The sequence below is a fragment of the Kineosporia sp. NBRC 101731 genome (genome assembly GCF_030269305.1).
Classification (GTDB): domain Bacteria; phylum Actinomycetota; class Actinomycetes; order Actinomycetales; family Kineosporiaceae; genus Kineosporia.
This window is the reverse complement of the sequence record NZ_BSTC01000003.1, coordinates 367,517-393,178: the sequence shown is the minus strand read 5'-3', so window position 1 is coordinate 393,178 and position 25,662 is coordinate 367,517. Positions and strand designations below refer to the sequence as shown.

24 protein-coding genes and 1 pseudogene are annotated in these 25,662 nt (G+C 68.5%); 15 read left to right on the top strand and 10 right to left on the bottom strand.

Annotated elements, in window-relative coordinates:
- Positions 1-80: 80 nt before the first annotated feature.
- The 4 genes from QSK05_RS11680 to QSK05_RS11665 all read right to left on the bottom strand — a co-directional run bounded on the left by QSK05_RS11680 (position 81) and on the right by QSK05_RS11665 (position 2,860).
- Complete coding sequence (locus QSK05_RS11680; protein ID WP_285597013.1) at positions 81-1,031, bottom strand: nitrilase-related carbon-nitrogen hydrolase; 951 nt, start codon at positions 1,029-1,031, stop codon at positions 81-83.
- A gap of 100 nt (positions 1,032-1,131) precedes the next feature.
- A complete protein-coding gene (locus tag QSK05_RS11675; protein WP_285597011.1) occupies positions 1,132-1,482 on the bottom strand; it encodes a nuclear transport factor 2 family protein in 351 nt (116 codons plus the stop codon).
- A 58-nt stretch (positions 1,483-1,540) separates the two neighbouring features.
- Positions 1,541-2,344: a MerR family transcriptional regulator gene (locus tag QSK05_RS11670; RefSeq protein ID WP_285597010.1), complete on the bottom strand. Its 804-nt coding sequence runs from the start codon at positions 2,342-2,344 to the stop codon at positions 1,541-1,543.
- A gap of 312 nt (positions 2,345-2,656) precedes the next feature.
- The gene (locus QSK05_RS11665) at positions 2,657-2,860 is read right to left on the bottom strand and encodes a cold-shock protein (RefSeq protein WP_231487958.1); all 204 of its coding nucleotides are present in this window, start codon (positions 2,858-2,860) and stop codon (positions 2,657-2,659) included.
- A gap of 780 nt (positions 2,861-3,640) precedes the next feature.
- On the opposite strand from QSK05_RS11665, the gene QSK05_RS11660 reads away from it, so the two are divergent.
- The gene (locus QSK05_RS11660; protein WP_285597001.1) at positions 3,641-4,396 is read left to right on the top strand and encodes a metal-dependent transcriptional regulator; all 756 of its coding nucleotides are present in this window, start codon (positions 3,641-3,643) and stop codon (positions 4,394-4,396) included.
- Position 4,397: 1 nt separating this feature from the next.
- On the opposite strand, the gene QSK05_RS11655 is transcribed toward QSK05_RS11660, so the two are convergent.
- Positions 4,398-4,955 (bottom strand): CGNR zinc finger domain-containing protein, encoded by a 558-nt coding sequence (locus QSK05_RS11655; RefSeq protein WP_285596999.1) that lies wholly within the window; start codon positions 4,953-4,955, stop codon positions 4,398-4,400.
- A gap of 88 nt (positions 4,956-5,043) precedes the next feature.
- On the opposite strand from QSK05_RS11655, the gene QSK05_RS11650 reads away from it, so the two are divergent.
- Positions 5,044-6,009: an EamA family transporter gene (locus QSK05_RS11650; protein WP_285596997.1), complete on the top strand. Its 966-nt coding sequence runs from the start codon at positions 5,044-5,046 to the stop codon at positions 6,007-6,009.
- Positions 6,010-6,170: 161 nt separating this feature from the next.
- Positions 6,171-6,437: a GlsB/YeaQ/YmgE family stress response membrane protein gene (locus QSK05_RS11645; protein WP_285596994.1), complete on the top strand. Its 267-nt coding sequence runs from the start codon at positions 6,171-6,173 to the stop codon at positions 6,435-6,437.
- 84 nt (positions 6,438-6,521) lie between these two features.
- Here the strand turns inward: QSK05_RS11645 and ddaH are convergent, their stop codons facing one another.
- Positions 6,522-7,358 carry a dimethylargininase gene (gene ddaH / locus QSK05_RS11640; protein WP_285596993.1) on the bottom strand — a complete coding sequence of 279 codons (837 nt, stop codon included), beginning with the start codon at positions 7,356-7,358 and terminating at the stop codon, positions 6,522-6,524.
- Positions 7,359-7,613: 255 nt separating this feature from the next.
- Here ddaH and QSK05_RS11635 point away from each other — a divergent pair, with 255 nt between their 5' ends.
- The 6 genes from QSK05_RS11635 (at position 7,614) to QSK05_RS11610 (ending at position 14,555) form a co-directional block, all read left to right on the top strand.
- Entirely contained in the window at positions 7,614-7,847 is a 234-nt protein-coding gene (locus tag QSK05_RS11635; RefSeq protein WP_285596991.1) for a hypothetical protein, read from the top strand.
- A gap of 1,017 nt (positions 7,848-8,864) precedes the next feature.
- Positions 8,865-10,385 carry a sugar ABC transporter ATP-binding protein gene (locus tag QSK05_RS11630; protein WP_285596989.1) on the top strand — a complete coding sequence of 507 codons (1,521 nt, stop codon included), beginning with the start codon at positions 8,865-8,867 and terminating at the stop codon, positions 10,383-10,385.
- On the top strand, positions 10,382-11,437 hold the full coding sequence (locus QSK05_RS11625; RefSeq protein ID WP_285596987.1) for an ABC transporter permease: 1,056 nt from the start codon (positions 10,382-10,384) through the stop codon (positions 11,435-11,437). The genes QSK05_RS11630 and QSK05_RS11625 overlap by 4 nt, the downstream gene beginning before the upstream one ends.
- On the top strand, positions 11,434-12,486 hold the full coding sequence (locus QSK05_RS11620; protein ID WP_285596985.1) for an ABC transporter permease: 1,053 nt from the start codon (positions 11,434-11,436) through the stop codon (positions 12,484-12,486). Before QSK05_RS11625 ends, QSK05_RS11620 begins: the two co-directional genes overlap by 4 nt.
- 19 nt (positions 12,487-12,505) lie before the next feature.
- Positions 12,506-13,561: a rhamnose ABC transporter substrate-binding protein gene (rhaS, locus tag QSK05_RS11615; protein ID WP_285596982.1), complete on the top strand. Its 1,056-nt coding sequence runs from the start codon at positions 12,506-12,508 to the stop codon at positions 13,559-13,561.
- A 121-nt stretch (positions 13,562-13,682) separates the two neighbouring features.
- Entirely contained in the window at positions 13,683-14,555 is an 873-nt protein-coding gene (locus tag QSK05_RS11610) for a hypothetical protein (protein ID WP_285596980.1), read from the top strand.
- On the opposite strand, the gene QSK05_RS11605 is transcribed toward QSK05_RS11610, so the two are convergent.
- Positions 14,493-15,785 carry an MFS transporter gene (locus tag QSK05_RS11605; RefSeq protein WP_285596978.1) on the bottom strand — a complete coding sequence of 431 codons (1,293 nt, stop codon included), beginning with the start codon at positions 15,783-15,785 and terminating at the stop codon, positions 14,493-14,495. The two genes, QSK05_RS11610 and QSK05_RS11605, sit on opposite strands and share 63 nt — an antisense overlap.
- A gap of 55 nt (positions 15,786-15,840) precedes the next feature.
- On the opposite strand from QSK05_RS11605, the gene QSK05_RS11600 reads away from it, so the two are divergent.
- Positions 15,841-16,809, top strand: a complete 969-nt coding sequence (locus QSK05_RS11600; protein ID WP_285596976.1) for an ArsR/SmtB family transcription factor — start codon at positions 15,841-15,843, stop codon at positions 16,807-16,809.
- A gap of 22 nt (positions 16,810-16,831) precedes the next feature.
- On the opposite strand, the pseudogene eno reads toward QSK05_RS11600, so the two are convergent.
- The 3 genes and pseudogenes from eno to QSK05_RS11585 all read right to left on the bottom strand — a co-directional run.
- A pseudogene (eno, locus tag QSK05_RS11595) lies at positions 16,832-17,026 on the bottom strand (phosphopyruvate hydratase); the annotation flags it as partial.
- Between the two features lie 55 nt (positions 17,027-17,081).
- Entirely contained in the window at positions 17,082-18,077 is a 996-nt protein-coding gene (gene gap, locus QSK05_RS11590) for a type I glyceraldehyde-3-phosphate dehydrogenase (RefSeq protein WP_285596974.1), read from the bottom strand.
- A 245-nt stretch (positions 18,078-18,322) separates the two neighbouring features.
- The gene (locus QSK05_RS11585) at positions 18,323-19,264 is read right to left on the bottom strand and encodes a GlxA family transcriptional regulator (RefSeq protein WP_285596972.1); all 942 of its coding nucleotides are present in this window, start codon (positions 19,262-19,264) and stop codon (positions 18,323-18,325) included.
- A 190-nt stretch (positions 19,265-19,454) separates the two neighbouring features.
- On the opposite strand from QSK05_RS11585, the gene QSK05_RS11580 reads away from it, so the two are divergent.
- From QSK05_RS11580 to QSK05_RS11560, 5 genes are all read left to right on the top strand, one after another.
- Positions 19,455-20,573, top strand: a complete 1,119-nt coding sequence (locus QSK05_RS11580; RefSeq protein WP_285596969.1) for a LacI family DNA-binding transcriptional regulator — start codon at positions 19,455-19,457, stop codon at positions 20,571-20,573.
- 175 nt (positions 20,574-20,748) lie between these two features.
- A complete protein-coding gene (locus tag QSK05_RS11575; RefSeq protein ID WP_285596967.1) occupies positions 20,749-22,017 on the top strand; it encodes an extracellular solute-binding protein in 1,269 nt (422 codons plus the stop codon).
- Between the two features lie 6 nt (positions 22,018-22,023).
- A complete protein-coding gene (locus QSK05_RS11570) occupies positions 22,024-22,947 on the top strand; it encodes a carbohydrate ABC transporter permease (RefSeq protein WP_285596965.1) in 924 nt (307 codons plus the stop codon).
- Between the two features lie 9 nt (positions 22,948-22,956).
- On the top strand, positions 22,957-23,781 hold the full coding sequence (locus QSK05_RS11565) for a carbohydrate ABC transporter permease (RefSeq protein WP_285596963.1): 825 nt from the start codon (positions 22,957-22,959) through the stop codon (positions 23,779-23,781).
- A gap of 19 nt (positions 23,782-23,800) precedes the next feature.
- Positions 23,801-25,621, top strand: coding sequence for a glycoside hydrolase family 3 protein (locus tag QSK05_RS11560; protein ID WP_285596961.1), 1,821 nt, complete (start codon positions 23,801-23,803; stop codon positions 25,619-25,621).
- Positions 25,622-25,662 lie beyond the last annotated feature (41 nt).

Sequence of the window (25,662 nt, the reverse complement as noted above, 5' to 3'; positions counted from 1 at the left end):
CACCTGGTACATCCGGTACCGGATGTACCAGGTGTACACACTCGAGGCGGTTCGCCGGAGGCCTCACCCGGCCGGCCTCGTCACTTCCTGACGACCGCCGGGCGTGCAGACTCGTCGACGTGGAGCGAGAAGACGTCGGGCCGGGCGTAGTGGCCGATGCTGTCGAAATCGAATCGGGACCGGGCAATGTCGTCCAGATCCAGCGCGGCGGTGAGGATGCCCTCGCCGTCGCGCAGGGGCCCGGCCAGGACCTCGCCGAGCGGGGAGACGATCACCGAACCACCACCGATCAGGACCGTGTCCGGCGCCTCGCCCTGAACGGGATGGAGATCGGCCGGCAGGTCGTCGCGGCGCAGGTACTGGGCCGCACTGAGCACGAAGCAGCGACCCTCCAGGGCCACGTGCCGCATGGTGGCCTGCCAGACCTCACGGTCGTCGACGGTCGGGGCGCACCACAGGTCGACGCCCTTGGCATACATCGCCGTGCGGAAGAGCGGCATGTAGTTCTCCCAGCAGATCGCCGCCCCCAGACGGGCGGTGCCGGTGTCGACGACCGGCATGGTGGACCCGTCGCCCTGACCCCACAGATAGCGCTCGGCCGCGGTGGGCATGAGTTTCCGGTGCAGGCCCAGATATCCGCCGGGGCCGAGGAACAGCGCGACGCAGTACAGCGTGCCACCCCGGCGCTCGACCGCACCGACCACGACATGGCATCCGAGTTCCCGGGTGAGGGCGGCCAGCGCATCGACCTCCGGGCCGGGAACCTCGATGGCAGACGCGTGGTAGCGCCGGAACAGGTCGCGGCCGGACGGGGTCCGGCTGCCGACCGTGACACCGAAGTCCAGCCCTTTGGGATACCCGCCGAGGAACGCTTCCGGAAGCACGACCACGTCGGCCCCACGGTCGGTCACGGCCTCACGGATGAGTTCCTGGGCGCGCGCCAGCGCCACCGGGGTGTCGAAGAGGGGTGCGGACGCCTGGACCACGGCGGCGGTCACGAACGAACGGTCTGCTGCTGGGAGAGGGGCCATCCGGTGAAGGGTAGAACGGCTCGGCCAAGGCTCCCCCGGTACCGGATCGCCAGGCCCGGGATGAAGGCGCCCCAGCACCGGCCGACGTGGAAGGGATACCTCAGCGGTGGGCGTCGAACGGGTCCGAGGCGTCAACCGCCCGGATGGTCAGGGCAGTGATCCGGCCGTCGTCCGCCAGAGCGAACTCACTGCGCAGATCGACCCTTCCGCCCGGGAAGTTGCCTTCTACCCGCAGGAGGGCGACGACCGTGCGGGCCTGGCGGTCGATCCCGAGCCGGGTGGACGTGGTGGTCCATTCACTGGCGGCACCACCGAGCCAGCCGAGAATCTCCTCGTGGCCCCGGTAGGTCGTGCCGTCGTCGGTGACCACGGCGTCTGCAGTGAAGATGTCGATGACGGATTGTTTGTTCCCGGCGTCGATCGCGTCGAGGTAGGTGCTGACCGCGTCCATGGCTCGTTCCTTTTCTCTCGGGAGTGACCCGAGCCTCGACCTTGCCCTCGGGGCAAGGTCAATCCGGCGGCGAGATCGGCCAGCCGATCTCGGTAACTCCCTCGTCGGAGGTGTCCAGGTACCACTCGCGCACCGGACCGTCAGCAGCGATCCCGTGCCGGGCGACGTACTCGCCCAAGGCCGCGTGGACCTCGCCGATCGTCTCGTCCGGACCCCGGTGAACCGCAACGGCCAGCTCCACGGCCGGCATCAGTTCTGCCCGGAGCCGGCCCGGGAGCTCTGGCTCCGGCAGCGTGGCGACAGGGACGAAGAGCACGGCCTCGCCCCGCTCGTCGAGGAACAGCTCGCTGTCCCAGAGACCACCCATCGGCCCGGTGGCCCGCACCCGCCCGGCAGCGATCGCCTGTTCCAGCTCACCCGTGGCAGCGATGTACCAGTCACTGAGATCGGCCAGATCGATGATCTCGCGGACGACGACGGCCGGCTCAGCGGCCACCCGGCGTCGCGTCACCTCGATCGGAGCCTCAGGCCCGGTGAGCAGGCTCCGCAACGACGCCACCGTCATGCGCACCTGCTCCAGCCGCGCCTCCATCTCGCTCAGATGGGCGGCGATGATCGCATTCCGCCCGGCCCGGGAGGGAGCCCCGAGCACGTCACGGACGACGTCGACCGGCATCTCCAGGGACCGCAGATGCCGGATCAGGCGGGCATCGCAGATCTGGTCGGCCGAGTAGAGCCGGTACCCGTTGTGGGGGTCGACACGAGCCGGTTCGAGGAGGCCGGCCTGGTGGTACAGGCGCAACGCCTTCGCGCTCAGCCGCGTCGCCCGGGAGAAGTCCCCGATCGTCATGGTCGCGGTCACGGAGCCATCCTGCGCCTTGCCCTAGGGGGAAGGTCCAGTCCCCGCCGTCGGCGGGGCCGTATCGAGGCAAGGCCCACCGGTCGGCCCGGTCAGATCCTCTGGTGAAGGCCTCAGCCAATACCACGTGAGGAACCGGCGGAAATGTTCTTCGTTCCGGGTACTGGCGTACCCGTCGGAGAACCCGTGCTCCGCGAGCACGAGGCTGACGTCACTTTCGTGCCAGCAACGGCTGAGCCGGTGGGTGACAAAATATTCTGCCTCCCACCGGCTCAGTGCTGTGTCCCACCGTGGCGACTGACTGTCGCCCAGGCATTAGACGGGCTGGATGTTCTCGGCCTGCGGGCCCTTCTGGCCCTGCGTGACGTCGAAGCTGACCTTCTGCCCTTCCTGGAGCTCACGGAAGCCCTGGGCAGCGATGTTGGAGTAGTGCGCGAAAACGTCCGCGCCCCCACCGTCCTGCTCGATGAAGCCGAAGCCCTTCTCGGCGTTGAACCATTTGACGGTTCCGGTTGCCATACGTCCTCCAAGGGACTCAGTGCCGTCCGCCGCGCGGTGCGGCGGGCGTCCAGAAGCCCAGCCGGAGCTCTCAGACTCGGGCCTCCGGCGGAGTAAGAGTAGAGGAACAGACGTCCTCTCCGCCCCAGCGGTCGGGTGAACGCCGGGAGCGGCCTCATTAATTACCCGTGAGAATCGTATGTTCTGGCAACAAAGCGGGCAGGTCGAGACGCCGTCCGGACTCAAGTTCCACGCCCTCGGCCCCGAAAACCTGAGATTCACCCAACCCGCCGGGACGGGCAAAGATTCGCAGATTCAGCCGTTCACCCGATCCGGGCGCAGGAGTTTCCAGACCACCGCTCCCTGGTCGCACCAATCCGGCCGATGAACCCGTAATCGCTTCACAAGAGGACGTTTGGACATCCAACGAGAGCGCCTTCAGGCCAGAACGACGCCACGTCGGACAGACCCACGGACCGTTCGGCGCCAGCACCGCACCTGAGGCACGGGTCGTTCGCGACCAGCGGAACACCGGGCCACGGCCCACCGGCACTGCACCGACATCGCCCCCTTCCGGAGTGTGTCCAGGGCCTCACATCTCCGGCGAGGGCACATCCGGGAGAAAGTCACCGAAAAGCCTTGAAGAACATTCGTAACGTTACGACCGCAACTCAAGCCCAGGCGCCAACGTGACATCTAAATTTGATTCATTCAAATCTGGAGACTATGTTCAGGGCACGCCGCAGGCCGCGCAGCGCGAGGGCCGCGGGTAGAGACCGACTCGGGAAGAAGGGTGCCCCGATGGACGACCACGACCTCATCGACACCAGCGAGATGTATCTCAAAGCCGTCCTCGAGCTCGAGGAGGAGGGCGTCGTTCCGTTGCGCGCCCGGCTGGTGGAGCGCTTCGCCCAGTCCGGCCCCACGGTCAGCCAGACCGTCGACCGCCTGCGCCGTGACCAGCTGCTCGAACTGGGCAGCGACCGGCAGATCGTCCTGACCGACGCCGGGCGTGCGTCGGCCGGCAGCATCATGCGCAAGCACCGGCTCACCGAGGTCTTCCTGCACCAGGTGGTCGGGCTGGAGTGGCCGTTGCTGCACGTGGAGGCCTGCCGCTGGGAGCACGTCGTGAGCGACCACACCGAGGGCCTCATCGACCGGCTCCTCGGGCACCCTCGTCACTCCCCCTACGGCAACCCCATCACCCGCGAGAACAGCCCGGCTCCCGACATCAAGGTCGAGAACCTCACCCGCCGGGCGACGCGACCGGACGACAGCACGCCCGCCTGGATCGCCTGGATCGGCGAACCCCTCCAGGCCGACCCGGCCGCTCTGGGCGAACTGCTCGAGCAGGGCCTGATCCCCGGCACCGCCGTCACGGTGGTCGGACAGCGCCCCTCGGGCGTCACCCTGGTGAACGGTGGAACCCACGACGTCGGGCTCTCCGACCACCTGGCCAAACACGTCTTCGTCTCGACCACCGCCCCGGACCTGGACGGCACCCCGCCGGCCCGCGTCCCCGGCGGCCAGGAGGCGCTGGCCGCCCTGGCCCGGTGACTCACTCCCCTTCCGCGGTCAGCCGGCCGCGGAAGGCGATCATGTTCATCCGGTTCCCGCACCGCACGCTGCAGAAGCGCTTGGAGCCGTTGCGCGACAGGTCCAGCAGGAGGCCCGTGCAGTCGGTCGCCGCACAGACCCGCAGCCGGCCCGTCTCGTCGTTGCGGATCACGTCCACGAACGCCAACGCCGCCTCCACCCGCATGCGCTGAGGCAGCGGGGTGTCGGACGTGGTGCCGTGCAGGTGCCAGTCCGACGCACCGTGCCGGGCCAGCTGCGGCAGCACCTCGGCCTCCCGCAACATCCGGTTGACCTCGATCACGGCGTCGTCGCGGTCCAGGCTCCACACCCGCCGCAACAGGTCCCGGGTCTGCCGTACACCGCGCAGTTCCTCCTCGTCATGGTCGATCCGCCCGGTGTAGGGGTAGCGGGCCAGAAGCGCAGCAAGAGCGTCGACGGTGGCGATCTCGTCGACGCCACTGCGGGACGCACCGGGATCGGTGTTGCCCAGGTCGACGATGAACCCGAGCGACTCCTCCGTGTCAGGGGCAAAATGCAAGTTGACTCCTTACAGACGAGCGACCTACCGTCATGGGCATAAAGCTATTAGATCCTTACAGGAGCGGTCGCTCCACCCGAGGAGAAATATGCAGCTCTCGTCGACATCCACGGGCCTGTCCGCCGCCGTGATCGCGGCGGCCTCCTTCGGGACTTCCGGCACCTTGGTGAAACCGCTACTGGCAGAAGGCTGGTCGCCGACCGCTGCTGTGACGGCCCGGGCCCTGGCGGGCGGGGTCCTGCTCCTGCCGATCGCCCTGACGATGCTGCGCGGCCGGTGGCACATCCTCTGGCAGGCCCGGTGGCGGGTCATGGTCATGGGAGTGGCCGGGGTGGCCTGCACCCAGCTCGCCTACTTCGCGGCGATCCAGACCATCCCGGTCTCGACCGCGCTCCTCATCGAGTTCCTGGCGCCCCTGCTGCTGGTCGGCCTGGCCTGGGCCCGCACCCGCCGGATGCCCCGCCCGACCGTGCTGCTCGGCTCGATCCTGGCACTGGCGGGCCTGACCCTCGTGATCGGCCCCGGTGCCCTCCAGCCCGTCGATCCGGTAGGTCTGGCCTTCGCCTTCGCCGCGGCGATCGGATGCGCCGCCTACTTCCTCGTCGCCGCCCGGGGCGGTGACGGACTACCCCCGGTGGCGCTGGCGGCGTCCGGTCTCCTGACCGGCGGCCTGGTGCTCGCCCTGGTGGGCGCCGGGGGCCTGCTCCCGTTCACGGCCACGTTCGGGAGTCTGCCGATGTTCGGCTCACACGCCCCCTGGTGGGTCCCGCTCCTCCTGCTCGCCCTCCTCAGCACGGCCATCGCCTACGCGGCGGGCATCACGGCCTCCGAGGCGCTCGGATCCCGGCTCGCGTCGTTCGCCGGCCTGCTGGAGGTGGCCTTCGCCGCGCTGTTCGCCTGGATCCTGCTGGGAGAAGCGCTCACCGGCATCCAGATAGCTGGTGGAATCCTGATTCTGGCCGGTATCGCCGCGGTCCGGGCCGAGCCGGCCGAAGAGCCCTTCGAGGATCGTGAGGTTCTCAGCCCTCTGCCGGACCACGTCAGCGGGGCCTGACGTCAGCGGCGCGGGACGGCCCGCCGGACCGCGCTGGCGATGGGCAGCCACCTCACCCGACCCGGCGAAGATCTTTTCCTGATGCGGAGTCGGAGATCCACCCTTACGGTCGGAACATCCGCAGAACGGCGGACCTCCCTCCAGCGAAAGGCCCCAACATCATGACGTTCATCTGGGCCATCATTGCCGGCCTCATCGTCGGTGTGATCGCGCGAATCGTTCTGCCGGGCCGGCAGAGCATTCCCATCTGGCTGACCATCCTGCTGGGCATCGTCGGCGCCATCGTCGGTAACGTGGCCGCCACCGCCCTGGGCGTGGAAAGCACCAACGGCATCGACTGGATTCGCCACATCCTGCAGATCGCGGTCGCGGCCGTCCTCATCGCCGCGGTCACGCCGTACTACTCGCGGCGTTCCGTTCGCCGGTAACGGCCGGACGCGAACCAGCGACCAGCGAGCCGAAAAAGGGCCGGACGACATCGTCCGGCCCTTTTCCTGGCTCGGTGGCTGCTCTCAGCGCAGTTCCAGGGTGCAGCACTTGGCGCTGCCCCCGCTCTTGATCAGCTCGGACATGTCGACACCGATCGGATTGAACCCGCGGGCCTCGTACTGCTTCATGAGATCAGTGGCCCGGGAAGACATCACCACGTTCAGCCCGTCGGACATCGCGTTCAGGCCGAAGGCGACCGCGTCGTCCTCACTGGCCCGGATCGCCCCGGCGAACAACTGCTCGATGATCCCGGCACTGGCCTGCGTGAAAGCGCCCGGGTAGTAGGCCACCGTGCTCTCGTCCAGCACCGCGAGCGCGGTGTCCAGGTGATAGAAGCGCGGGTCGGCCAGCTCGAGCGGGATGACCGGTAGCCCGAAAAAGGCCCGGAGCTCGTCGTGAGCCGCCAGCGATGTGCGAGAACCCACGGCCGCCAGCATGTACCGGCCGACAGTGAGCACGTCGCCCTCCCCCTCGTTCTGCTCTGCGGCGATCACGGCGGGCGAGTATCCGGCCTCCTGGAACCACCGCAGGTACTCCGCGCTCTCCGGCTGGCGCTGCGCGTGGGTGAAACGGGCGATCAGGGCCCGGCCGTTGTGCACCACCGCGGCGTTCGCCGTGAAGACCAGGTCGGGCAACCCGGGCGTGCCCGGCATGATCTCGACCTGGTGCCCCAGGTCCTCGTAGACGCCCCGGAGCCGTTCCCACTGACGCTGGGCCAGTGCGTGGTCGACGGGAACGGCCAGGTCCATCCAGGGATTGATCGAGTACTCGACGGTGAAGTGCTCGGGCGAGCACATCAGCAGGTGACGGGTGCGGGCGACCCGCTCGGTCAGACCGGTTCCGGCAACAGTCGACGTCATGTCGTTTCTCGTACCTTCCGTGGCGGGGTATTTCCCAGCAGGGGAACACCGCTCCCCGGCCCGATCAATGGCCAACCCCGCGGATGGCACGCCCTCGTGCTGCCGAGATGCAGGTGCCGGACCGGGTGAGCGGGGCCGTGTCGCAGAACTCCCTCACCAGCCGGTTGCGTTCCCCGGCGCGGGGCCTTTCCACGGCAGGGGTCAGCACGGTGAACTAAGGGTGATCATCCCAGGTCACACGAAGGAGTGCCGACCGTGCCCACCGCCGAGGAATTTCGCCGCCACCTGCTCGACCACCGGATCCCGGTGCAGTACGTGGCCTCGCTGGACAACGGCCGCTTCCAGGTCTACCTCCAGGCCGGTATCGAACCGCATCAGTTCCAGGCTCTGCTCAACAACATCCGGGCGCTTCCCGGGGTGCATGAGGCCGTCCGGCCGCCGATGCCACGTAGTGCCGACGTCCTGCACATCACGCCCCGGGGTGACTGACCCCCGGACCCCTGCCGCTGTTTCCTTGATCCCGGTGATCGGGACGACCCGTTTGCAACGTTTCATGTCGTACTTTTTGCACCAGCCAGACCGATCCGGACCTTTGTTTCCCGGTGTCGGCGACGAAACTGCGCTCGCTGCATCGCAATACCCGGGTAGCCGGGATGTGAAACGGTGGTCGTTTCCCAGACCGGCCCCAGGAGATCGATCGCCTCTCCCACCCGACGGTGAGGGATTTCCCGATCACGCCCAGGAATGCTCCCGGTGGCGGTGACGACACCGCCGGGCGCCCCCGGCCGACCGGCCCATGCTCTCCGGCGAACCGGCCCGACCCGACCCTGACCTGGTCCGACCTGGTCCGATCCGGTCCGCCCCAGCCGCACGACCAGCGCGTTCCTCCTGAATCGTCGTGCGTCCCCCCGGCCGGCCCACCGGTCGGCGGCTTGAACTCACCAAACCGTTGCCAGGGCCGTCAGACCCTGGCTAAGCTGCCTGAAGGCAGGATGAATCGTTTCACTGACTAGGACTCAAGGGAGAGTCTCATGCACTCAGCCGACCCCCCGCGGGCCGAGCGCCTCGACCGCACCCGGTCAGTGGGACAGCGCGGAGCCGACCCGACCCCGGTCTGCTTCATGACGCGATCACCGGCAGACCACTCCAGCCGGCCCACCCCGCTCCGGCAGGCCGACCACCGTCGCCGACCGGCGCGTCCTGTGTCGGCATTCACCCCGGCCACCGAGACGAACCCAGCCCCACACCCCCACGGATAGTCGCCTTCCTCCGCCGCACCGGTTCCGGCGAAACCTGGAAAGCCGATGCCCCGGAAAGGCATTCGACATTCACGGCGATGCCCGGAAACTGCCGATCAGTGATGCCGGAGGACAGGTGCGACCCCTCGGCACCCGTGCCACCGGCGGACGTTCCCCCGTCCACCGAACGATACAAACCGTTGCTTGACACCGGTAATCAGCAACCCTACGTTCTGCATTTGAATCCTTTCAACGAGGCAAGGTGCTCATGGACAGCCCACCCCAGGCCGCCCTGCAGTTAACGGGCGTGTCGAAGAACTTCGGCCCCGTCGCCGCCCTGCGCTCGGGCAGCCTGACCGTCCAGTCCGGCTCGATCCATGCGCTGGTCGGCGAAAATGGCGCCGGTAAGTCAACTCTCGTCAAGATCGTGGCGGGGGTGCACCGCCGCGACGGCGGCGACTTCCTCCTCGACGGTCAGGCCGTCGACTTCGGTTCCACCGCGGAGTCCAAGGCCGCCGGCATCGCCGTGATCTATCAGGAACCGACGTTGTTCCCCGACCTGTCGGTCACCGAGAACATCTTCATGGGCCGCCAGATCCTCGGCCGCCTGCGGCGCATCGACAAGGCCACGATGTACCGCGAGGCCGAGAAGCTCTTCCAGGGTCTCGGCGTGCACATCGACCCGCGCCGCCCGGCCCTGGGCCTGTCGATCGCCGATCAGCAGATCATCGAGATCGCCAAGGCCATCTCGCTGGACGCCCGGGTACTCATCATGGACGAGCCGACCGCGGCCCTGTCCGGCGTCGAGGTCGAGCGACTGTTCACCGTGGCCCGCCGGCTGCGCGACGAGGGCCGGGCACTGGTCTTCATCTCCCACCGCTTCGACGAGGTGTTCGACCTGTGCGACGCCGTCACCGTGATGCGCGACGGCTCGTACATCGGCACCCGGCCGATCGCGGAGACCACCGTCACGGAGATGGTCAACCTGATGGTCGGTCGCGAGGTCGCCGAGCTCTTCCCCAAGCAGGACACGCAGATCGGTGACGTGGTGCTGAAGGTCGAGGGACTGCAGTCGGCCGGCGTCTTCCACGACGTCTCCTTCACCGTCCGCCGTGGCGAGATCGTCGGCCTGGCCGGACTGGTCGGGGCCGGGCGCAGCGAGATTGCCCGCGCCGTGTTCGGTGTCGACCGCTACGACAGCGGCACGGTGACCATGAACGGCACCCCCGTGCCCGCCAAGAACCCTCGCGCGGCCATCCGCTCGGGCATGGCCTTCATCCCCGAGGACCGGCGCAAGCAGGGTCTGGTCACCGACGCCTCGGTCGCCGAGAACATCGCCGGGGTGATCCGGCGTGGTCTGGCCCGGGGCGGCCTGCTCACCCGCGGGCAGGAGAACAAGGCCGTGGCCCCCTGGGCCGCCCGCCTCGAGGTCAAGACCAGCTCGCTCGACGCCCCGGCGAAGACCATGAGCGGCGGTAACCAGCAGAAGGTGGTCATTGCCAAGTGGCTGGCCACGAAACCCGACCTGCTGATCATCGACGAGCCCACCCGCGGCATCGACGTCGGCACCAAGTCCGAAGTGCACCGGCTGCTCTCGGAGCTGGCGGGGCAGGGCCTGGCGATCTTGATGATCTCGTCGGAACTGCCCGAGGTGCTGGGTATGGCCGACCGGGTGCTGGTCGTCAGCGAGGGCCGGCTCACCGCCGATCTTTCCCGTGACCAGGCCACCCCGGAGACCGTCATGCACGCCGCCACATCCAGCTCAGGCAGCCAGGAGATGGCCCGATGACCCACACGACCACTGATGAGGGCACTGCCCTGCTGCTCGAGCCCAGCGCCCTGCCCACCCGCACCCGGCTGCTGAAAACCCTTCTGCGCTCGCGGGAACTGTCCGTCGCGATCGTGCTGCTGATTGTCGTGGCGGCCGCGGCCCTCAAGAGCCCGGACTTCGTGTTCAGCTCCGACGGCTGGCGCGACCTGCTGCTGACCCCCACGATCCTGCTGCTGCTGGCCGCCGGCCAGACGGTCGTGATCATCACCCGGAACGTCGACCTGTCGGTCGGGTCGATCCTCGGCCTGAGCGCCTGGCTGACCGGTGAACTGTTCATCACCCACCCGGGTATGCCGCCGGTGCTGGCCTTCGTGATCGGCAGCGCGGCCGGCGCCGGGCTGGGCCTGATCAACGGTGTGGTGGTGGCCTACGGCAAGGTGCCCGCCCTGGTGATCACCCTGGGCACGCAGTACATCTTCCGCGGCATCGTGCTCACCTGGGCCGGTTCCAGCCTGATCAGCGCCTCGCAGATGCCCGACGGTTTCCTCAAGCTCGGAACCGCCCAGATTCTCACCATCCCGGTGCTTTTCATCATCGCCCTGGTGATCGTGGTGGCTGTCGGCTACTACCTGCAGACCGCCCGATCGGGCCGTGAGCTCTACGCCGTCGGCTCCGACCCGGAGGCCGCCGTGCTCTACGGCCTGCCGGTGAACCGCCGTGTGGTCGGCGCCTTCATCCTCAGCGGCGCCCTGGCCGGCCTGGCCGGGGTGGTGTTCGCCGCCCGCTACGGCACGGTCAACTCCAGCGCCGGTACCGGGATCGAGTTCCAGGCCGTCGCGGCCGCCGTGGTCGGTGGAGTGGCCATCTTCGGTGGCTCCGGCACGGCCTGGGGCGCCGCCATCGGCGCGGGACTACTGATGACGATCAACAGCGCGCTGCCCATGGTCGGGATCTCCGACTTCTGGCAGCAGGCCCTGGTGGGTGCGCTGATCATCGCCGCCATCGTGCTCGACCGGGTGCTCGCCGCCCGCCAGGCGCGCAAACTGATCGAAGCGAGGGACGAGTCATGAGCGAACGCACCTATCCCTCGTACGCCCACCCCCTGTGGCGGCGACTGCTCATCGGCCGGGAGGCCGGCGTCATCGCCCTGCTGATCATCATCTGGCTGTACGGCTACAGCAACATCCCGTACTTCGGTGACACCCTGACCCTGACCTACATCCTCGTCGACATGACGACGGTCCTGCTCATCGCCCTGCCGATGACCCTCGTGATCGTGACCGGCGAGATCGACCTGTCCGTCGCGTCCGTCGTCGGTCTCTCCAGTGCCGTTCTGGGACTGCTCGTGCAGCACGGCGTGGGCATGCCGCTGGCCTGCCTCACCGCGCTGGTGGTGGGCGTGGCCTGCGGCGTGGTCAACGGTTTCCTGGTGGCCTACGTGGGGCTACCCTCGCTGGCAGTGACCATCGGTACGCTCGCCCTCTACCGTGGGATCGCGGTCGGGCTGCTCGGCACCACGGCGGTCACCGACTTCCCCGCGAACTGGACGGAACTGACGTCCAAAGTTCTGGGTTCGACCGGCATCCCGACGTTCATGATGGTGTTCGTCGTCCTCGCAGCGATCTTCATCGCGCTGCTGCACTTCTCGCCCTTCGGCCGCGGCATCTACGACATCGGGCTGAGCCCCGAGGCGGCCGAGTTCACCGGCGTCAACGTGCAGCGCACCAAGATGATCCTGTTCGTCCTGACCGGCACGCTCTCCGCGCTGGCCGGCATCTTCTACACCCTGCGGTTCGGCAGTGCCCGTGGCGACAACGCCACCGGCCTCGAACTCCAGGTGATCGCAGCCGTCCTGCTCGGCGGTGTGTCGATCTTCGGTGGCCGGGGCAAGCTGCCCGGCGTCATCGCCGGCGTGCTCCTCATCGGTGCCCTCTCCAGTGCCCTGCGGCTGGAGGGCGTCACCGTGAACGTCATCAACATCATCATCGGACTGCTGCTCGTGCTGTCCGTGCTCTCCACCAGTCTCCTGGCGTGGATCTCCGACATCCGCGGATCCCAGGCCAGGCGACACCGCGTCCAGCGGCCCACACAGACGCCTTCTAGCGTCAGTTCACAGTGAAGTGAAAGGACAACCTGTCATGCGGACCCTCACCCGGCTGCTAGATCGGCGCACCGCCCTCCTCGGAGTGGCAACTCTGTCCCTCGCCCTGACCATGACCGCCTGCGGCAAGGCCGACACCGGCTCCTCCGGTGACGGCGGGTCCGGCGATTCCGGCGACAAGGCGCTGAGCATCGTCTTCCTGCCCAAGAACCTGGGCAACCCGTACTTCGACGCCAGCGACGCCGGCGGCAAGAAGGCCGTCGAGGCCCTCGGCGGCACCTTCTCCGAGGTCGGCCCGCAGACGGCCAGCCCCGACGCGCAGGTGCAGTACATCAACACCGCCGCCCAGCAGCACGCCAGCGCCATCGTGCTCTCGGCCAACGACCCCAAGGCCGTCGGCTCGGCCCTGACCCAGGCCAAGTCGTCCGGCACGAAGATCGTCACGTTCGACTCCGACACCGAGGCCCAGTACCGCGACCTCTTCGTGAACCAGGCCTCCCCCGAGGGCATCGCGAAGGCCCAGGTCGACGGCCTCGCCGAGCAGATCGGTGACTCCGGCGAGATCGCGATCCTCTCGGCCTCGGCCAACGCGACGAACCAGAACGCCTGGATCGACCTGATGAAGAAGGACCTCGAGGCCGACCACCCGAACATCAAGCTCGTCGACACGGTCTACGGCAACGACGACGACCAGACGTCGTTCGACAAGACCGCCGCCCTGCTGAAGAACCACCCGAACCTGAAGGGCATCATCAGCCCGACCACGGTGGGTATCGCCGCCGCGGCCCGGTACCTGTCCACCTCCAAGTCCAAGGGCAAGGTGGCGCTGACCGGTCTCGGTACCCCGAACCAGATGCGCAAGTTCGTCGAGGACGGCACGGTCACCGAGTTCTACCTGTGGAACCCCACCGACCTCGGCACCCTTGCCGCCTACGCCGCGGTCGCCCTGGCCAACGGCGAGATCACCGGCAAGGAGGGTGACAAGTTCACCGCCGGTGACCTCGGCGACTACACCGTCGGCGCCGACAACACGGTGCTGCTCGGCGACCCGACCGGGTTCAACAAGGACAACATCGCGGACTTCGACTTCTGATCGTCCCGGTAGCGGCCCGCCTCCCCTTCCGGGGGAGGCGGGCCGTTTCCTGCGTGAGGACGTCGTGGTCAGGTCATGCGGCTTCCCTCAGGAATGCGCCGGTCCGGTCGAGGGGCGTGGGATGGACGACGTCGACGGATCGAGGTCCGACGTGGCGGCGGGTGCGCTGGTCGCGACGGCCTCGCTCGCGCTCCTGGTCGGCAGCATCAGCTGGCGGGGCCAGCATGCCGCCCGGTCGTGGTGGGCGGCGCAGGGAATCGCTGATGGGCTGGAACTGGAGTCGCTCCCCCTGCACACGGCCGCGATGACGGGCACCGGTCTGATCGCGATCGCCGCGGCCGTTCTCCTGGTCACTCGCGGACGCGTCGCCCTGGCCGTCGCGGCACTGATCGGAGCGGTGGCCGGCCCGATGACCCTGGTCGCCGCGCCGCTCTCCGAGTCGTTTCTGCGCGACGACGATTCGTACGACACCACCTACACCTGGCATCTGGTCGTCGGCGCAGCCCTGGCGGGCCTTCTGGCAACCGGCACATGGTGGACGTCCCGGCGCCTCGGTCACGCAGGTGTCCTCAGCGATCACGAGACCTCCGGAGGTCCGCCGCGTTCACTCTCGGACTCCTCCCTGTTCGTGATCGTGGCCGGCGTGTGCCTGACCGCCCAGGTCCCCATGATGGGCAACCCGGAGCGTCCTGCGCTCGTCGTCGCAACCGGCTGGGCCCTCCTGGTCGCTGGATGCACGGTCGCCGGCACCTCGCTGAACGGGTGGCAGACCGGCCTGGCCACCCTGAGCTGCGCCGCCGTTCTCCTGCTGATGGCGCTGGCCTACCTCCGCATCGGTGGCTGGCCCGGTGTCGCCGGCTGGGAACTCCTGGGACAGCCGCCGGTGATCCTGACCTCGGTCAGCGCCGTCAGTTTCGCGGCCGGTCCCGTCCTAGGCTTCCTGACCACCGTCCCCCGCCGCCGCGCCGCCCACCTGAGCTCCCAGACCGCCTGAGACTCCTTTTCCGAGAGGCTCGTTCACGGCAGTCACCGGTGGTTCCGTCGTCCTTCGGCTCAGTGTCCGGGTGCCCGCCCCGGCCGAGACGAAGACGCCTCCGAGCAACAACCAGCCGGGTAACCCGTGGGCGATCGCGCTGGAGGTGATCACCACCGGCGCCAGGGCCGCGCCCACCGCCGCGCCGGTCGCGCTCAGACCCTGGTAGGCGCCGGGCCGCGCCGGGTCGGCGAGCTCGAAAGCCAGCTCCCAGCCGCCGGCCTCGGACAGCACCTCGCCCAGGGAGTGCACCGCCACCGCGGTGACCAGGACAGCCGTGGCGGCCACGGCGCCGAAGGCGGCGGCGGTCGGGTAGAGGACGCAGGCCAGGGCCAGCAGGCCGGTGGCGGCGAACACCGTGCGCCCGGCCCGGCGCACATCGGTGACCATCCGGGTGGCCGGGATCTGCAACGCCGTCACCACACCGGTGTTGAGCACGATCAGCACCCCGATCAACGCCTCCGGGGCCTGGGTCCGGGCAGCCACCCACAGCGGCATGCCCAGGGTCAGCACCTCGAACTGCACGTGGATGACGCCGTTCAGGGCCGCAACGGCCAGATAGCGGCGATCCCGCAGCGGCGCGGATCCGCCCGGAGCGTGTGTGGTGACGGCGCCCTGCAGGGGAAGCGGAGCCAACGGCACGACCGACCCCAGCACCAGGACCGCCGCCGCGACCAGGGCAACCCGGTAGGCCGGGGCGGTGCCGACGGCCAGGGTGATCGCGCCCAGGCCGGAACCCACGGCGACGAAGATGTTCGTGATCACCCGGATCCGGGCGCGCATCGAGGTCCGCTCCGATCCGGCGAAGACCTGCGCGACGAGAGCGACCTTGGCCGTGCCCTGGACACCGCCGGCTCCCAGCAGCACGCACGCCAGCAGCCCGAAGGCCACGACATCCCCGTCGAGCAGGCAGTACCCGATCAGCGCGGCCGCCCGGATCACGGCGGCAGCGGTCATCACCGCCCGCGCCCCGTACCGGTCGCTGAGGTGGCCGGCCACGAACGTCGTGGCGATGGCGAAGATCCCGGCGGCGGTCAGGCCGATTCCGACCGCGTGGGTGCCGATCCCGGCCACCCGGGTCAGGTACAGCGCGGTGAGGCTGAAGGTCAGGCCGAGGGACGTGGCGCTGGCGGCCGAGGAGAGCAACAGCGCGTGAAGGACCGGATCACGCCGGTCGCTCGCGGTAGACATGGGCTCAGTGCAGACCGATCCCGCCTCTCCCGCGATCCCTGTAGCGTTGTGCTTCATGGTGGTGCGTTACGAATTGACGGGTTCCGCCCTGGCGGGTGTGCGCTTCGCCATCTCGCCCCTCAACGAGCTGGTGCTGTCGCTGCGCAGCTGGCGCGACCCGGGCCGCTATCCCCTCCATCTGTCGTGGTTCCGCCGCACCCGCCCACTGCACGAACAGCTCGACACCGAGGCCCTGGGAGCGCTGGTCTCGCCGCGCAACTGGGTGCCCGATTTCCTCACCCCGCAACCGTCCTCACCCCTGACCCGCTTCGAGGACGAACTGGCCCGGCTGTCCTCGACCCCGGCCGCCACCGTCGCCCAAGGCCTGCTCGCGACCTACGAAACCGATGCGCAGATCCCTGAGGTCCTGCGCGGGGACAACGCGCTGCAGCGGGTCGTCAGCGCCCTGAACGGCTATTGGGAGCTGTGTTTCGCCCCCGACTGGCCGCGAATGCGAGCGGTGCTGGAGGCGGACGTCACCTATCGGGGTCGTCAGATCGCGCAGCACGGCCTGGCCGCGATGTTCGCCGACCTGACCGACCGGGTGCGGATGGACGACGAGGGCATCGAGGTGCGCACGGGACCCGGAACGGTCTGGTCCGGTCGGGCCGACCAGGGTCTCACCCTGGTTCCGACCCTGTGGACCAGCGCGGTCTGCGTCGCGGTCTCCCCGGACGAACTCTCCACGATCATCTACCTGGCCCGGGGCAGCGCCACCCTCTGGGAGAGCGCTCCGCCCCCGACCTCCGCAGCCCTGGCCGGCGTCCTCGGTTCCCACCGGGCCGCCCTCCTGCAACGCCTGGCGGCCCCCGCGTCCTCCACCGAACTGGCGCTCAAGCTGGGCGTCACACCCACCGCGGTCAACCAGCACCTGCGGGCACTGCGCTCGGCCGGGCTGCTGGTCGCGGTCCGGGACGGCCGCTCGGTGCTTTACCGACGCTCAGATCTGGCCGACCAGATGCTGGCCTCGGTCGCACCGGGCTGACGGCTCCGGGACGCACCGGCCCTCAGGAACGCACGAACAGGGCCCGGCGCCCCGCGTACACGGCCGACGATCCGAGTTCCTCCTCGATCCGGATCAGCTGGTTGAACTTCGCCGTGCGCTCGGACCGGGACAGCGATCCGGTCTTGATCTGACCGCACCCGGTTCCGACCGCCAGGTCGGCGATGGTGGTGTCCTCGGTCTCGCCCGAGCGGTGCGATCATGAATTCCTGGAAGTCGAGCAGGTTGCCGGCCGGTGATCTGTCGAATGTTCGTCACGCCACCATCAGCTCCAGCGTGTCGACCACCCGGTGCGAGAAGCCCCACTCGTTGTCGTACCAGGCCACGACCTTGATGTGCCGGCCGTCCACGCGGGTCAGGGCGGCATCGAAGATGGAGGACGCGGGTTGCCCGGTGATGTCGCTCGACACCAGTGGTTCGTCGGAGTAGTCGAGAATGCCGCGCAGCCTGCCGTCGGCAGCGGTGCGGTAGGCCAGCAGCACCTCCTCGCGCGAGACCTCGCGCTCGACGTAGGTGTTCAGCTCGACGAGTGAACCTACCGGCACCGGGACGCGGATCGAATCCCCGGCCAGTTTGCCGTCCAGGTTGGGCAGCACCTTACCGATGGCTTTGGCCGCACCCGTGGTGGTGGGCACGATGTTGACGCCCGCGGCCCGGGCTCGCCGCAGGTCGCGGTGCGGACCGTCCTGCAGGTTCTGCTCCTGTGTGTAGGCGTGCACGGTGGTCATGAAGCCGTGCTCGATGTGCGCCAGTTCATCGAGCACGGCAGCCAGGGGGGCCAGCGCGTTCGTCGTGCACGAGGCATTCGAGACGATCACGTGCTGGGCCGGGTCGTAGGCCTCGGTGTTGACGCCGTAGGCGAGGGTGACGTCTGCTCCTTCGGAAGGAGCGCTGACCAGAACCTTTTTCGCACCGGCCGCGACATGGGCGCGCGCGGCCTCGGCCTGGGTGAAACGGCCGGTTGACTCCAGCACGATGTCCACCCCCAGCTCGGCCCAGGGCAGGTCCGCCGGATCGCGCTCGGCGAGCACCTTGATCCGCCGCTCACCGACCACGAGATCACCGTCCTCGAGCGACACCGGTGCGTTCAGACGTCCCAAAGCACTGTCGTACGTGAGCAGGTGGGCCAGCACCGACGGCGCGGTCAGGTCGTTGATGGCGACCACCTCGAGCTTGCTGTCGCGTTCCAGGATGGCGCGCAAGGTGTTTCGGCCGATCCGGCCGAACCCGTTGACGGCGATGCGAGTCATGCGAAGTGTCCCCTCTCGTTCCTGATCTCATCTTGGGGAATCCCGCACGGACACAAAAGTGGCTTGAAAGCCATCATGCGCAAGGATATGGCCAGTAGTTTTGCCATTCAGCGCAAGGATCGCGCCAGAAATGGCGCCGACCAGGGCCGAAGCAGGAAGGATCCGAAGCAGGAGGACCCTGTGCCAATCCTGAAGTACGTGCGCGAGAGTGTCTGGGGGGAGGACCTTCTCCGGCCCTGAACCGATCAGGCCGAGAAAGTGTGCCGGTACTCGCTGGGCGAGGTGCCGAGAATCCGCTGGAAGTGCAGGCGCAGGTTCGATCCGGTGCCCAGGCCGACGCGCACGGCGATCTCCTCGATCCCGAGGTCGGACCGTTCGAGGAGCTCCCGGGCGGCGTCGATCCGGGCCCGCAGCACCCACCGCATCGGCGTGTGACCGGTGGCCTCGGCGAACCGCCGGGAGAACGTCCGCACCGAAACGCCCGCGTGGCGCGCCATGTCTTCCAGGGTGAGGTGCTCGGCCAGGCGTTCCAGCGCCCACTGCCGGGTCTCCGCGAACAGCTGGCCCACCGTCTCGGGCACCACGCTGGGCACGTACTGCGCCTGGCCACCACTGCGGAAGGGCGCGGCCACCACACGGCGCGCGACCTCGTTCGAGAGTGCCACCCCGTGGTCGAGGCGCACCAGGTGCAGACACAGGTCGATGCCCGAGGCCGCCCCGGCCGAGGTGAGCACCTGCCCCTCGTCGACGAACAGCACGTTCTCGTCGACCTGGATCATCGGGTGCCGCTGCGCCAGCGCCTTCGTGTAGTGCCAGTGGGTCGTGGCCCGCCGCCCGTCGAGCAGGCCGGTCGCCGCCAGGGCGAAGGCACCGGTCGAGATCGCGGCCAGCCGGGCCCCCCGCTCCCGGGCCTCCAGCAGGGCACCCACGACCGACGCCGGCGGCGGCGTGTTCACCGGATCGCGATAGCCGGGGATGAAAATGGTGTCGGCCTGTTCCAGCGCCGACAACCCCTCGGCCACATGATAAGACAGCCCGTTGCCCCCGGTCACCAGCCCGGGTGCGGCCCCGCACACCCGCACCTCGTAGGGCATGGTCGGGCGGTTCGCGAACACCTGCGCCGGAATACCGACGTCCAGCGGCTTGGCCCCCTCGAGCACGAGCACAACGATGCGGTGGTTGGCCATCGGGCCCCCTTCACCCGCCCCACCCGCTACATCGTTTCTTGATGGCCGGCGGCTCACGGGAAAGAAGGGTATACCTCCGCTCCTTCCTTGATCATCCCGTGGATCTCCGCCGGGCCGAGAGACCCGGTGACCACCGGCGTCCATTAACCTGCCGTTCCGGACAACCATGCCGATCGAGCGGAGGTGCTCAGTGGCCGCACGCCGCCGTCCCACGGTTCATGACGTCGCCAAGCTGGCCGGCGTCTCCATCGCCACGGTGTCGTTCTCGTTCCGGCGCCCCGACCAGGTGCGCCCCGAGACCCGGCAGACGGTGCTGGCGGCCGCCAAGGAGATCGGGTACATCCCCAGCGCCTCGGCGCGAGGGCTGGTGCGGGGCAAGACCGGCGCGCTGGGCCTGCACTCGTACGAGTTCCTGCTGGAGCGGCCGCTGCACGAGGTGGCGACCTCCGGGGCGTCACCGGCGAGGCCGCTGGACCTGGACCGGTCCGTGATTCCCTGGTCCGACATCGCGGACGGGCAGCGGGCCGACATCCGCGCCTACCCACTCTATGTCGACGAGGTGCAGCGGGGTTTCGAGCTGGAGGCCCGCCGGCACGGCCGGCCGGTGCTGGTCGGGCGGGGCGACCCCTCCTCGGGGGCCCTCACCGAGACCGCCGGGCGGGTGGACGGTCTGGCCATCTTCCCTGGCCTCTCCGCCGCGGCGTCGCTGCAGGAGGTCACCCTGAACATGCCGGTCGTGCTGTTCAGCCTTCCCTCCACCGACGACCAGTACCACCACGTGCTCGTCGACAACCAAGGTGGAATGGGCGATCTCGTCACCCATCTGGTGCGCGAGCACGGGGTGCAGGATCTGGAGTTCGTCGGGGGAACCATGGCCCACGACTACCTGGAACGATTCCTGGGTTTTCAGCACACCCTCCGCCAGCTCGGCGTCCGGGCACCCCAGAAGATCTGCGACGACGCCGATCTCGGCCGGGGTCCGGCCTTCACCGGGGTACTCCAGCGGCTGCGGTCAGGCAGCCTTCCCCAGGCCCTGGTGTGCGCCAGCGACCAGCTCGCCGTGGAGCTGCTCGACCTGTTGCGGCGCGAGGGGGTGTCGGTGCCGGGCGACGTGATCGTCACCGGCTTCGACGGCATCCTGGCCGGGCTGCTGTCGCACCCGCCGCTGACCACCGTGCGCCAGCCGATGGAGGCGATGGGGCGGGTGGCCGCCCAGCTGCTCATGCTCGAAGCAGAGGACGACGTGGTCACCGGACGCACGGTGCAGTTGGGTACCAGCTTGGAGACCCGGGCCAGCTGCGGCTGCTGATCTGTCCGGATTGATCCGCCTTTGCCCTATCCGTCAAGGGTTTTCGCACCGCTGAGACCATTCCGCGACGGTGTGCCCCTTGGCGCGGAGGGGCCCTGCGTGCCAGCATGGGGCCGTCGATCTAAACGTATAGATTGGCGAAGCGGGGACGCGTTGCATGTTCGAGGAGGAACTTGTGAGAAGGACGACCGCGCGCAGTGCCCTGGCACTCGCGCTCACCGCCACCCTGGGCCTGACCGCCTGTGGACGCGCCGAGGACGCCGGTACCGGCACCTCCGCCGCCGCGTCCACCATCGGCTCCGACCCCGCGACCGGTGACATCACCATCTGGGCCATGGGCACCGAGGGCGAGCTGCTGCCGGACTTCGTCAAGGAGTTCGAGAAGGCCAACCCGGACGTGAACATCGAGGTCACGGCGATTCCCTGGGACGCCGCACACAACAAGATCCAGACGGCCGTCGCCGGTGGCAACACCCCCGACCTGGCCATGATGGGCACGACCTGGATGGCCGACTTCGCCGACGCCTTCTCCACGGTGCCCACCGATCTGGACACCAGCGACTACTTCGAGGGCGCCCTGAACACCACCGAGAGCGACGACCGCAAGGTCGGCGTTCCCTGGTACGTGGACACCCGCGTCCTCTATTACCGCACCGACCTGGCCGAGAAGGCCGGCTGGGACAAGGCGCCCACCACCTGGGAAGAGCTCCAGCAGATGGCCAAGGACATGCAGTCCAAGGCCGGCGCCGACTACGGCATCCGCCTGCCCGCGGGCAACGACTCGTTCCAGGGCACCCTGTGGATGCCGTGGAGCAACGGCGCGGAGCTCACCAGCGGCGACCAGTGGACGCTCGACACCCCCGAGATGGTCGAGGCCTACGAGTACTATCAGAGCTTCTACACCGACAAGATCGCCGACGCCAACGCCGACGTGTCCTCCGGCGCCCAGGAGGCCGAATTCGTCGACGGCTCTACCCCGATGCTGATCGACGGGCCGTTCATGCGCAGCTCGCTGGCCACGCTGGGCGGCCCGGACTTCGACAAGAAGTACTCGGTGGCAACGCTTCCCACGAAGAAGAGCTCGGCCTCGTTCAGTGGTGGCGCCAACCTGGTGGTGTTCAACGACAGCGACAACGCCTCCGCGGCGTGGAAGCTCGCGCAGTGGCTGGGAAAGCCGGACGTGCAGGCCGCCTGGTTCAAGGCTTCCGGCGACCTCCCTTCGGCCCAGTCCGCCTGGAAGGAGGACGAGCTCGCCTCCGACGAAGACCTCCAGGTGTTCGGCCGGCAGCTGGAGACCGCCAAGTCCCAGCCGGTGAGCACCTCCTGGGTCAAGGTCGGGGCCGCGGCCGACCAGGCGCTGGAGCAGATGCGACGGGGTGGCACCCCGGCCGCGGACGCCCTGAAGGACCTTCAGTCCAAGGCTGACTCGATCGGTCTGGACTGATCTGTCGTGACCTCTCCCCGGACGCCCACCGTCGTCAACTCGACGGTGGGCTCCCGCCTCCGCCGCAAGCAGGCCTACATCGCCTGGGGTTTCTGCCTGCCCTTCGTGCTGGTGTTCGGCATCTTCATGCTCGTCCCGTTACTCGGGTCGTTCGGCATGTCGTTCACCGACTTCACCGCCCGGGACATCCGCTCGCCGTTCGCCGTGAATTTCGTCGGGATCGACCAGTACACGGCCCTGTTCAGCGATCCGCGGTTCCGTCAGGCGATGCTCGTGACCGGCCTGTTCGTGGTGGTCGGCATCCCGCTGACCATGACGGTGGCGCTCGGTCTCGCCCTGGCACTGAACTCCGGCTCCGGGCGCGTCGTCTCGCTGTTCCGGGTCGGTTTCTACGCCCCGGTGGTGACGAGCATCGTGGCCGTCTCGGTGGTCTGGCGGTACATTCTGCAGCCGGAAGGCCTGGCCAACCAGGCGCTCTCGCTGATCGGTATCCAGGGTCCGGACTGGCTCAACGACTCCACCTGGGCCCTGCCGTCGCTGATCCTGATGGCGGTCTGGCGTAACGTCGGCACGCTGATGATCATTTTCCTGGCCGGTCTCCAGGCGGTGCCGCACGACGTGCACGAGGCCGCGATGATGGACGGCGCCGGAGGTTTCCGCCGGCTGATCTCCGTCACGCTGCCCCTGCTGCGCCCGACGCTGCTGCTCGGTGCCGTGCTGATCTCCGTGGGCTACCTCCAGTTCTTCGAGGAGGCCTTCGTCATGACCAAGGGCGGGCCGCTCGACGCCACCCTGTCGGTCGCCTATTACACCTACCAGCAGTTCGGTTTCGGTGAGTACGGACTCGCCTCGGCCGCCAGCTACGTGCTGTTCCTGGTCATCGCGCTGGTCAGCCTGGTGCAGTTCCGGCTGCTGCGGTCACAGGACTGAGGGGGCATCATGTCTTTCCGTTTCAAGGGCCGCACGGTCACCTACATCGTGCTGACCGTGGGTCTGCTGGCCTGGCTGCTGCCCTTCGCCTGGATGGCGCTGGGCTCGGTCAAGAACCAGGGCGAAATCCTGCGCCGGCCGCCCACCTGGTGGCCGCAGAAGCCCACCGGCGAGAACTACAGCCAGTGGTTCGGGCACCTGCACTTCAGCACCTTCTTCACGAACAGCCTGATCGTGGCCGTACTCACCGTGGTGGGCAACCTGGTGTTCTGCTCGATGGTCGGTTACGCCCTGGCCAAGATGGAGTTCCCGGGCAAGAAGCTGCTCTTCGGTACCGTCATGGTCACGCTGATGGTGCCCGGTGTGGTCACTTTCGTGCCGCTGTTCGTCATGGTCTCCAAGATGGGCCTGCTGAACTCCTACGCCGCTCTGGTGCTGCCGTTCCTGACCGCACCGATCGGGGTGTTCCTGATGCGGCAGTTCATGCTCGGCATCCCCGAGGCCCTGCTCGAGGCCGCCCGCATCGACGGCGTCGGGGAACTGCGCATCTTCGCCCGGATCGTGATGCCGCTGTGCGGGCCGCCCCTGGCCACGCTGGGCATCCTGACATTCCTCTCGTCGTGGAACAACTTCCTCTGGCCCCTCGTAGCGGCCCAGAGCGAGGACCGGTACACCCTGCCGGTCGCCCTGTCGCTGTACTCCACCGGCCAGAACGCCACGAACTACGGCCTGCTGCTGGCCGGTTCGGTGCTGATCATCGTGCCGATCCTGCTGCTGTTCGTCGCCCTGCAGCGCTACTTCATCCAGGGCGTCGCGACCACAGGCCTGAAGTAACTACTTTCGAGGACATTGCATGCCTATCCCGACATCCACGACCCCCGACGGCTTCGCGTTCCGTGACCTCAACGGCAACGGCGTTCTCGACCCCTACGAGGACACCCGGCTGAGCCCGCAGGAGCGCACCGCAGACCTCCTGGGCCGGCTCAGCCTGGCCGAGAAGGCCGGTCTCATGTTCCAGACCGTGATCGAGGTCGGAGCGGACGGTGAACTCGTCGAGGCCCCCGGCAAGATCAGCAAGTCGGCCACCTCGGACGTGGTGATCGGCAAGCACCTGAACCACTTCAACGTGCACGAGATCCGCACGGCCCGACAGGCCGCCTCCTGGAGCAACCGGCTCCAGGCACTGGCCGAGACCACGCCGCACGGCATCCCGGTCACCATCAGCACCGACCCGCGCCACGCCTTCGTGGAGAACGCCGGGGTCGCCTTCTCGGCCGGCCCGTTCTCCCAGTGGCCCGAGGGCCTGGGCCTGGCCGCGCTCGACGACCTCGACGCGGTGCGCCGTTTCGCCGACGTCGCCCGCCAGGAGTATGTGGCCGTGGGTATCCGGGCTGCACTGCACCCGCAGGTCGACCTGGCCACCGAGCCCCGCTGGGCACGCCAGGCACAGACCCTCGGGCACGACGCCGACCGGGTGGCCCAGTTCACCGCGGCCTATCTGGAGGGATTTCAGGGCACCTCACTCGGCCCGGCCGGCGTGGCCTGCACCACCAAGCACTTTCCCGGTGGCGGACCGCAGAAGGACGGAGAGGACGCGCATTTCCCGTACGGGCGCGAGCAGGTCTACCCGGGTGGGATGTTCGACTACCACCTGAAACCGTTCCGCGAGGCCATCCGCCGGGGCACGGCCGCGATGATGCCCTACTACGGTATGCCGATCGGCCTGCAGGTGAACGGCGAGGCGATCGAGGAGGTCGGCTTCGGCTACAACCGCCAGATCGTGACCGGCCTGCTGCGCGAGGAACTCGGCTACGACGGCGTCGTGGTCACCGACTGGGAACTGGTCAACGACAACCACGTGGGCGACCAGGTGCTGCCCGCGCGCGCCTGGGGCGTCGAGTCGCTCTCGCCGTCGGAGCGGATGGCCAAAATTGTGGACGCGGGCTGCGACCAGTTCGGTGGGGAGGAATGCGTCGACCTGCTCATCGATCTCGTGAACCGTGGCGTGGTCACCGAATCCCGCATCGATGAATCCGTGCGCCGGCTGCTGCTGGTGAAGTTCCGCCTCGGGCTCTTCGACGACCCGTTCGTGGACGAGGACGCCGCCGAGCAGATCGTCGGTCGGGCCGACTTCCGGGAGCAGGGCTTCGCGGCCCAGGCGGCCTCCACCACGGTGCTCGTCAACTCCGGCCGGCTCCCCCTGTCCCCCGGCCTGAAGGTGTACAGCGAGAACATCCGGCTGACCGACGACTTCGAGGCCGTCGCCGCCCCGGAGCAGGCCGACGTCGCCCTGGTGCGACTGATGGCTCCCTTCGAGCCGCGCAATGACCTGTTCCTCGAAGCCTGGTTCCACCAGGGCTCACTCGACTTCCCCCCGGGCCTGATCCACCGCCTGGCCCGGATCGCCGACCACTGCCCCCTGGTGGTCGTCGTAACCCTCGACCGGCCGGCCGTGCTCACCCCGCTCGTGCCGTTCGTGTCCGCGCTGGTGGCCGACTTCGGCAGCTCCGACGCCGCCGTGCTGGCCGCCCTGACCGGGAAGATCCCCCCGCGCGGAAAGCTCCCGATCGAGATCCCGCGATCCATGGACGCGGTGCGCGCCTCCCGGGAAGACGTACCCGGCGACACCGAGAACCCGCTCTTCCCGCTGCACTTCGGCCTGCCTCTGGAGTAGAAGCCGGCCGACCCGTTCGGCCTGGAGTTCGGTGCGGACGG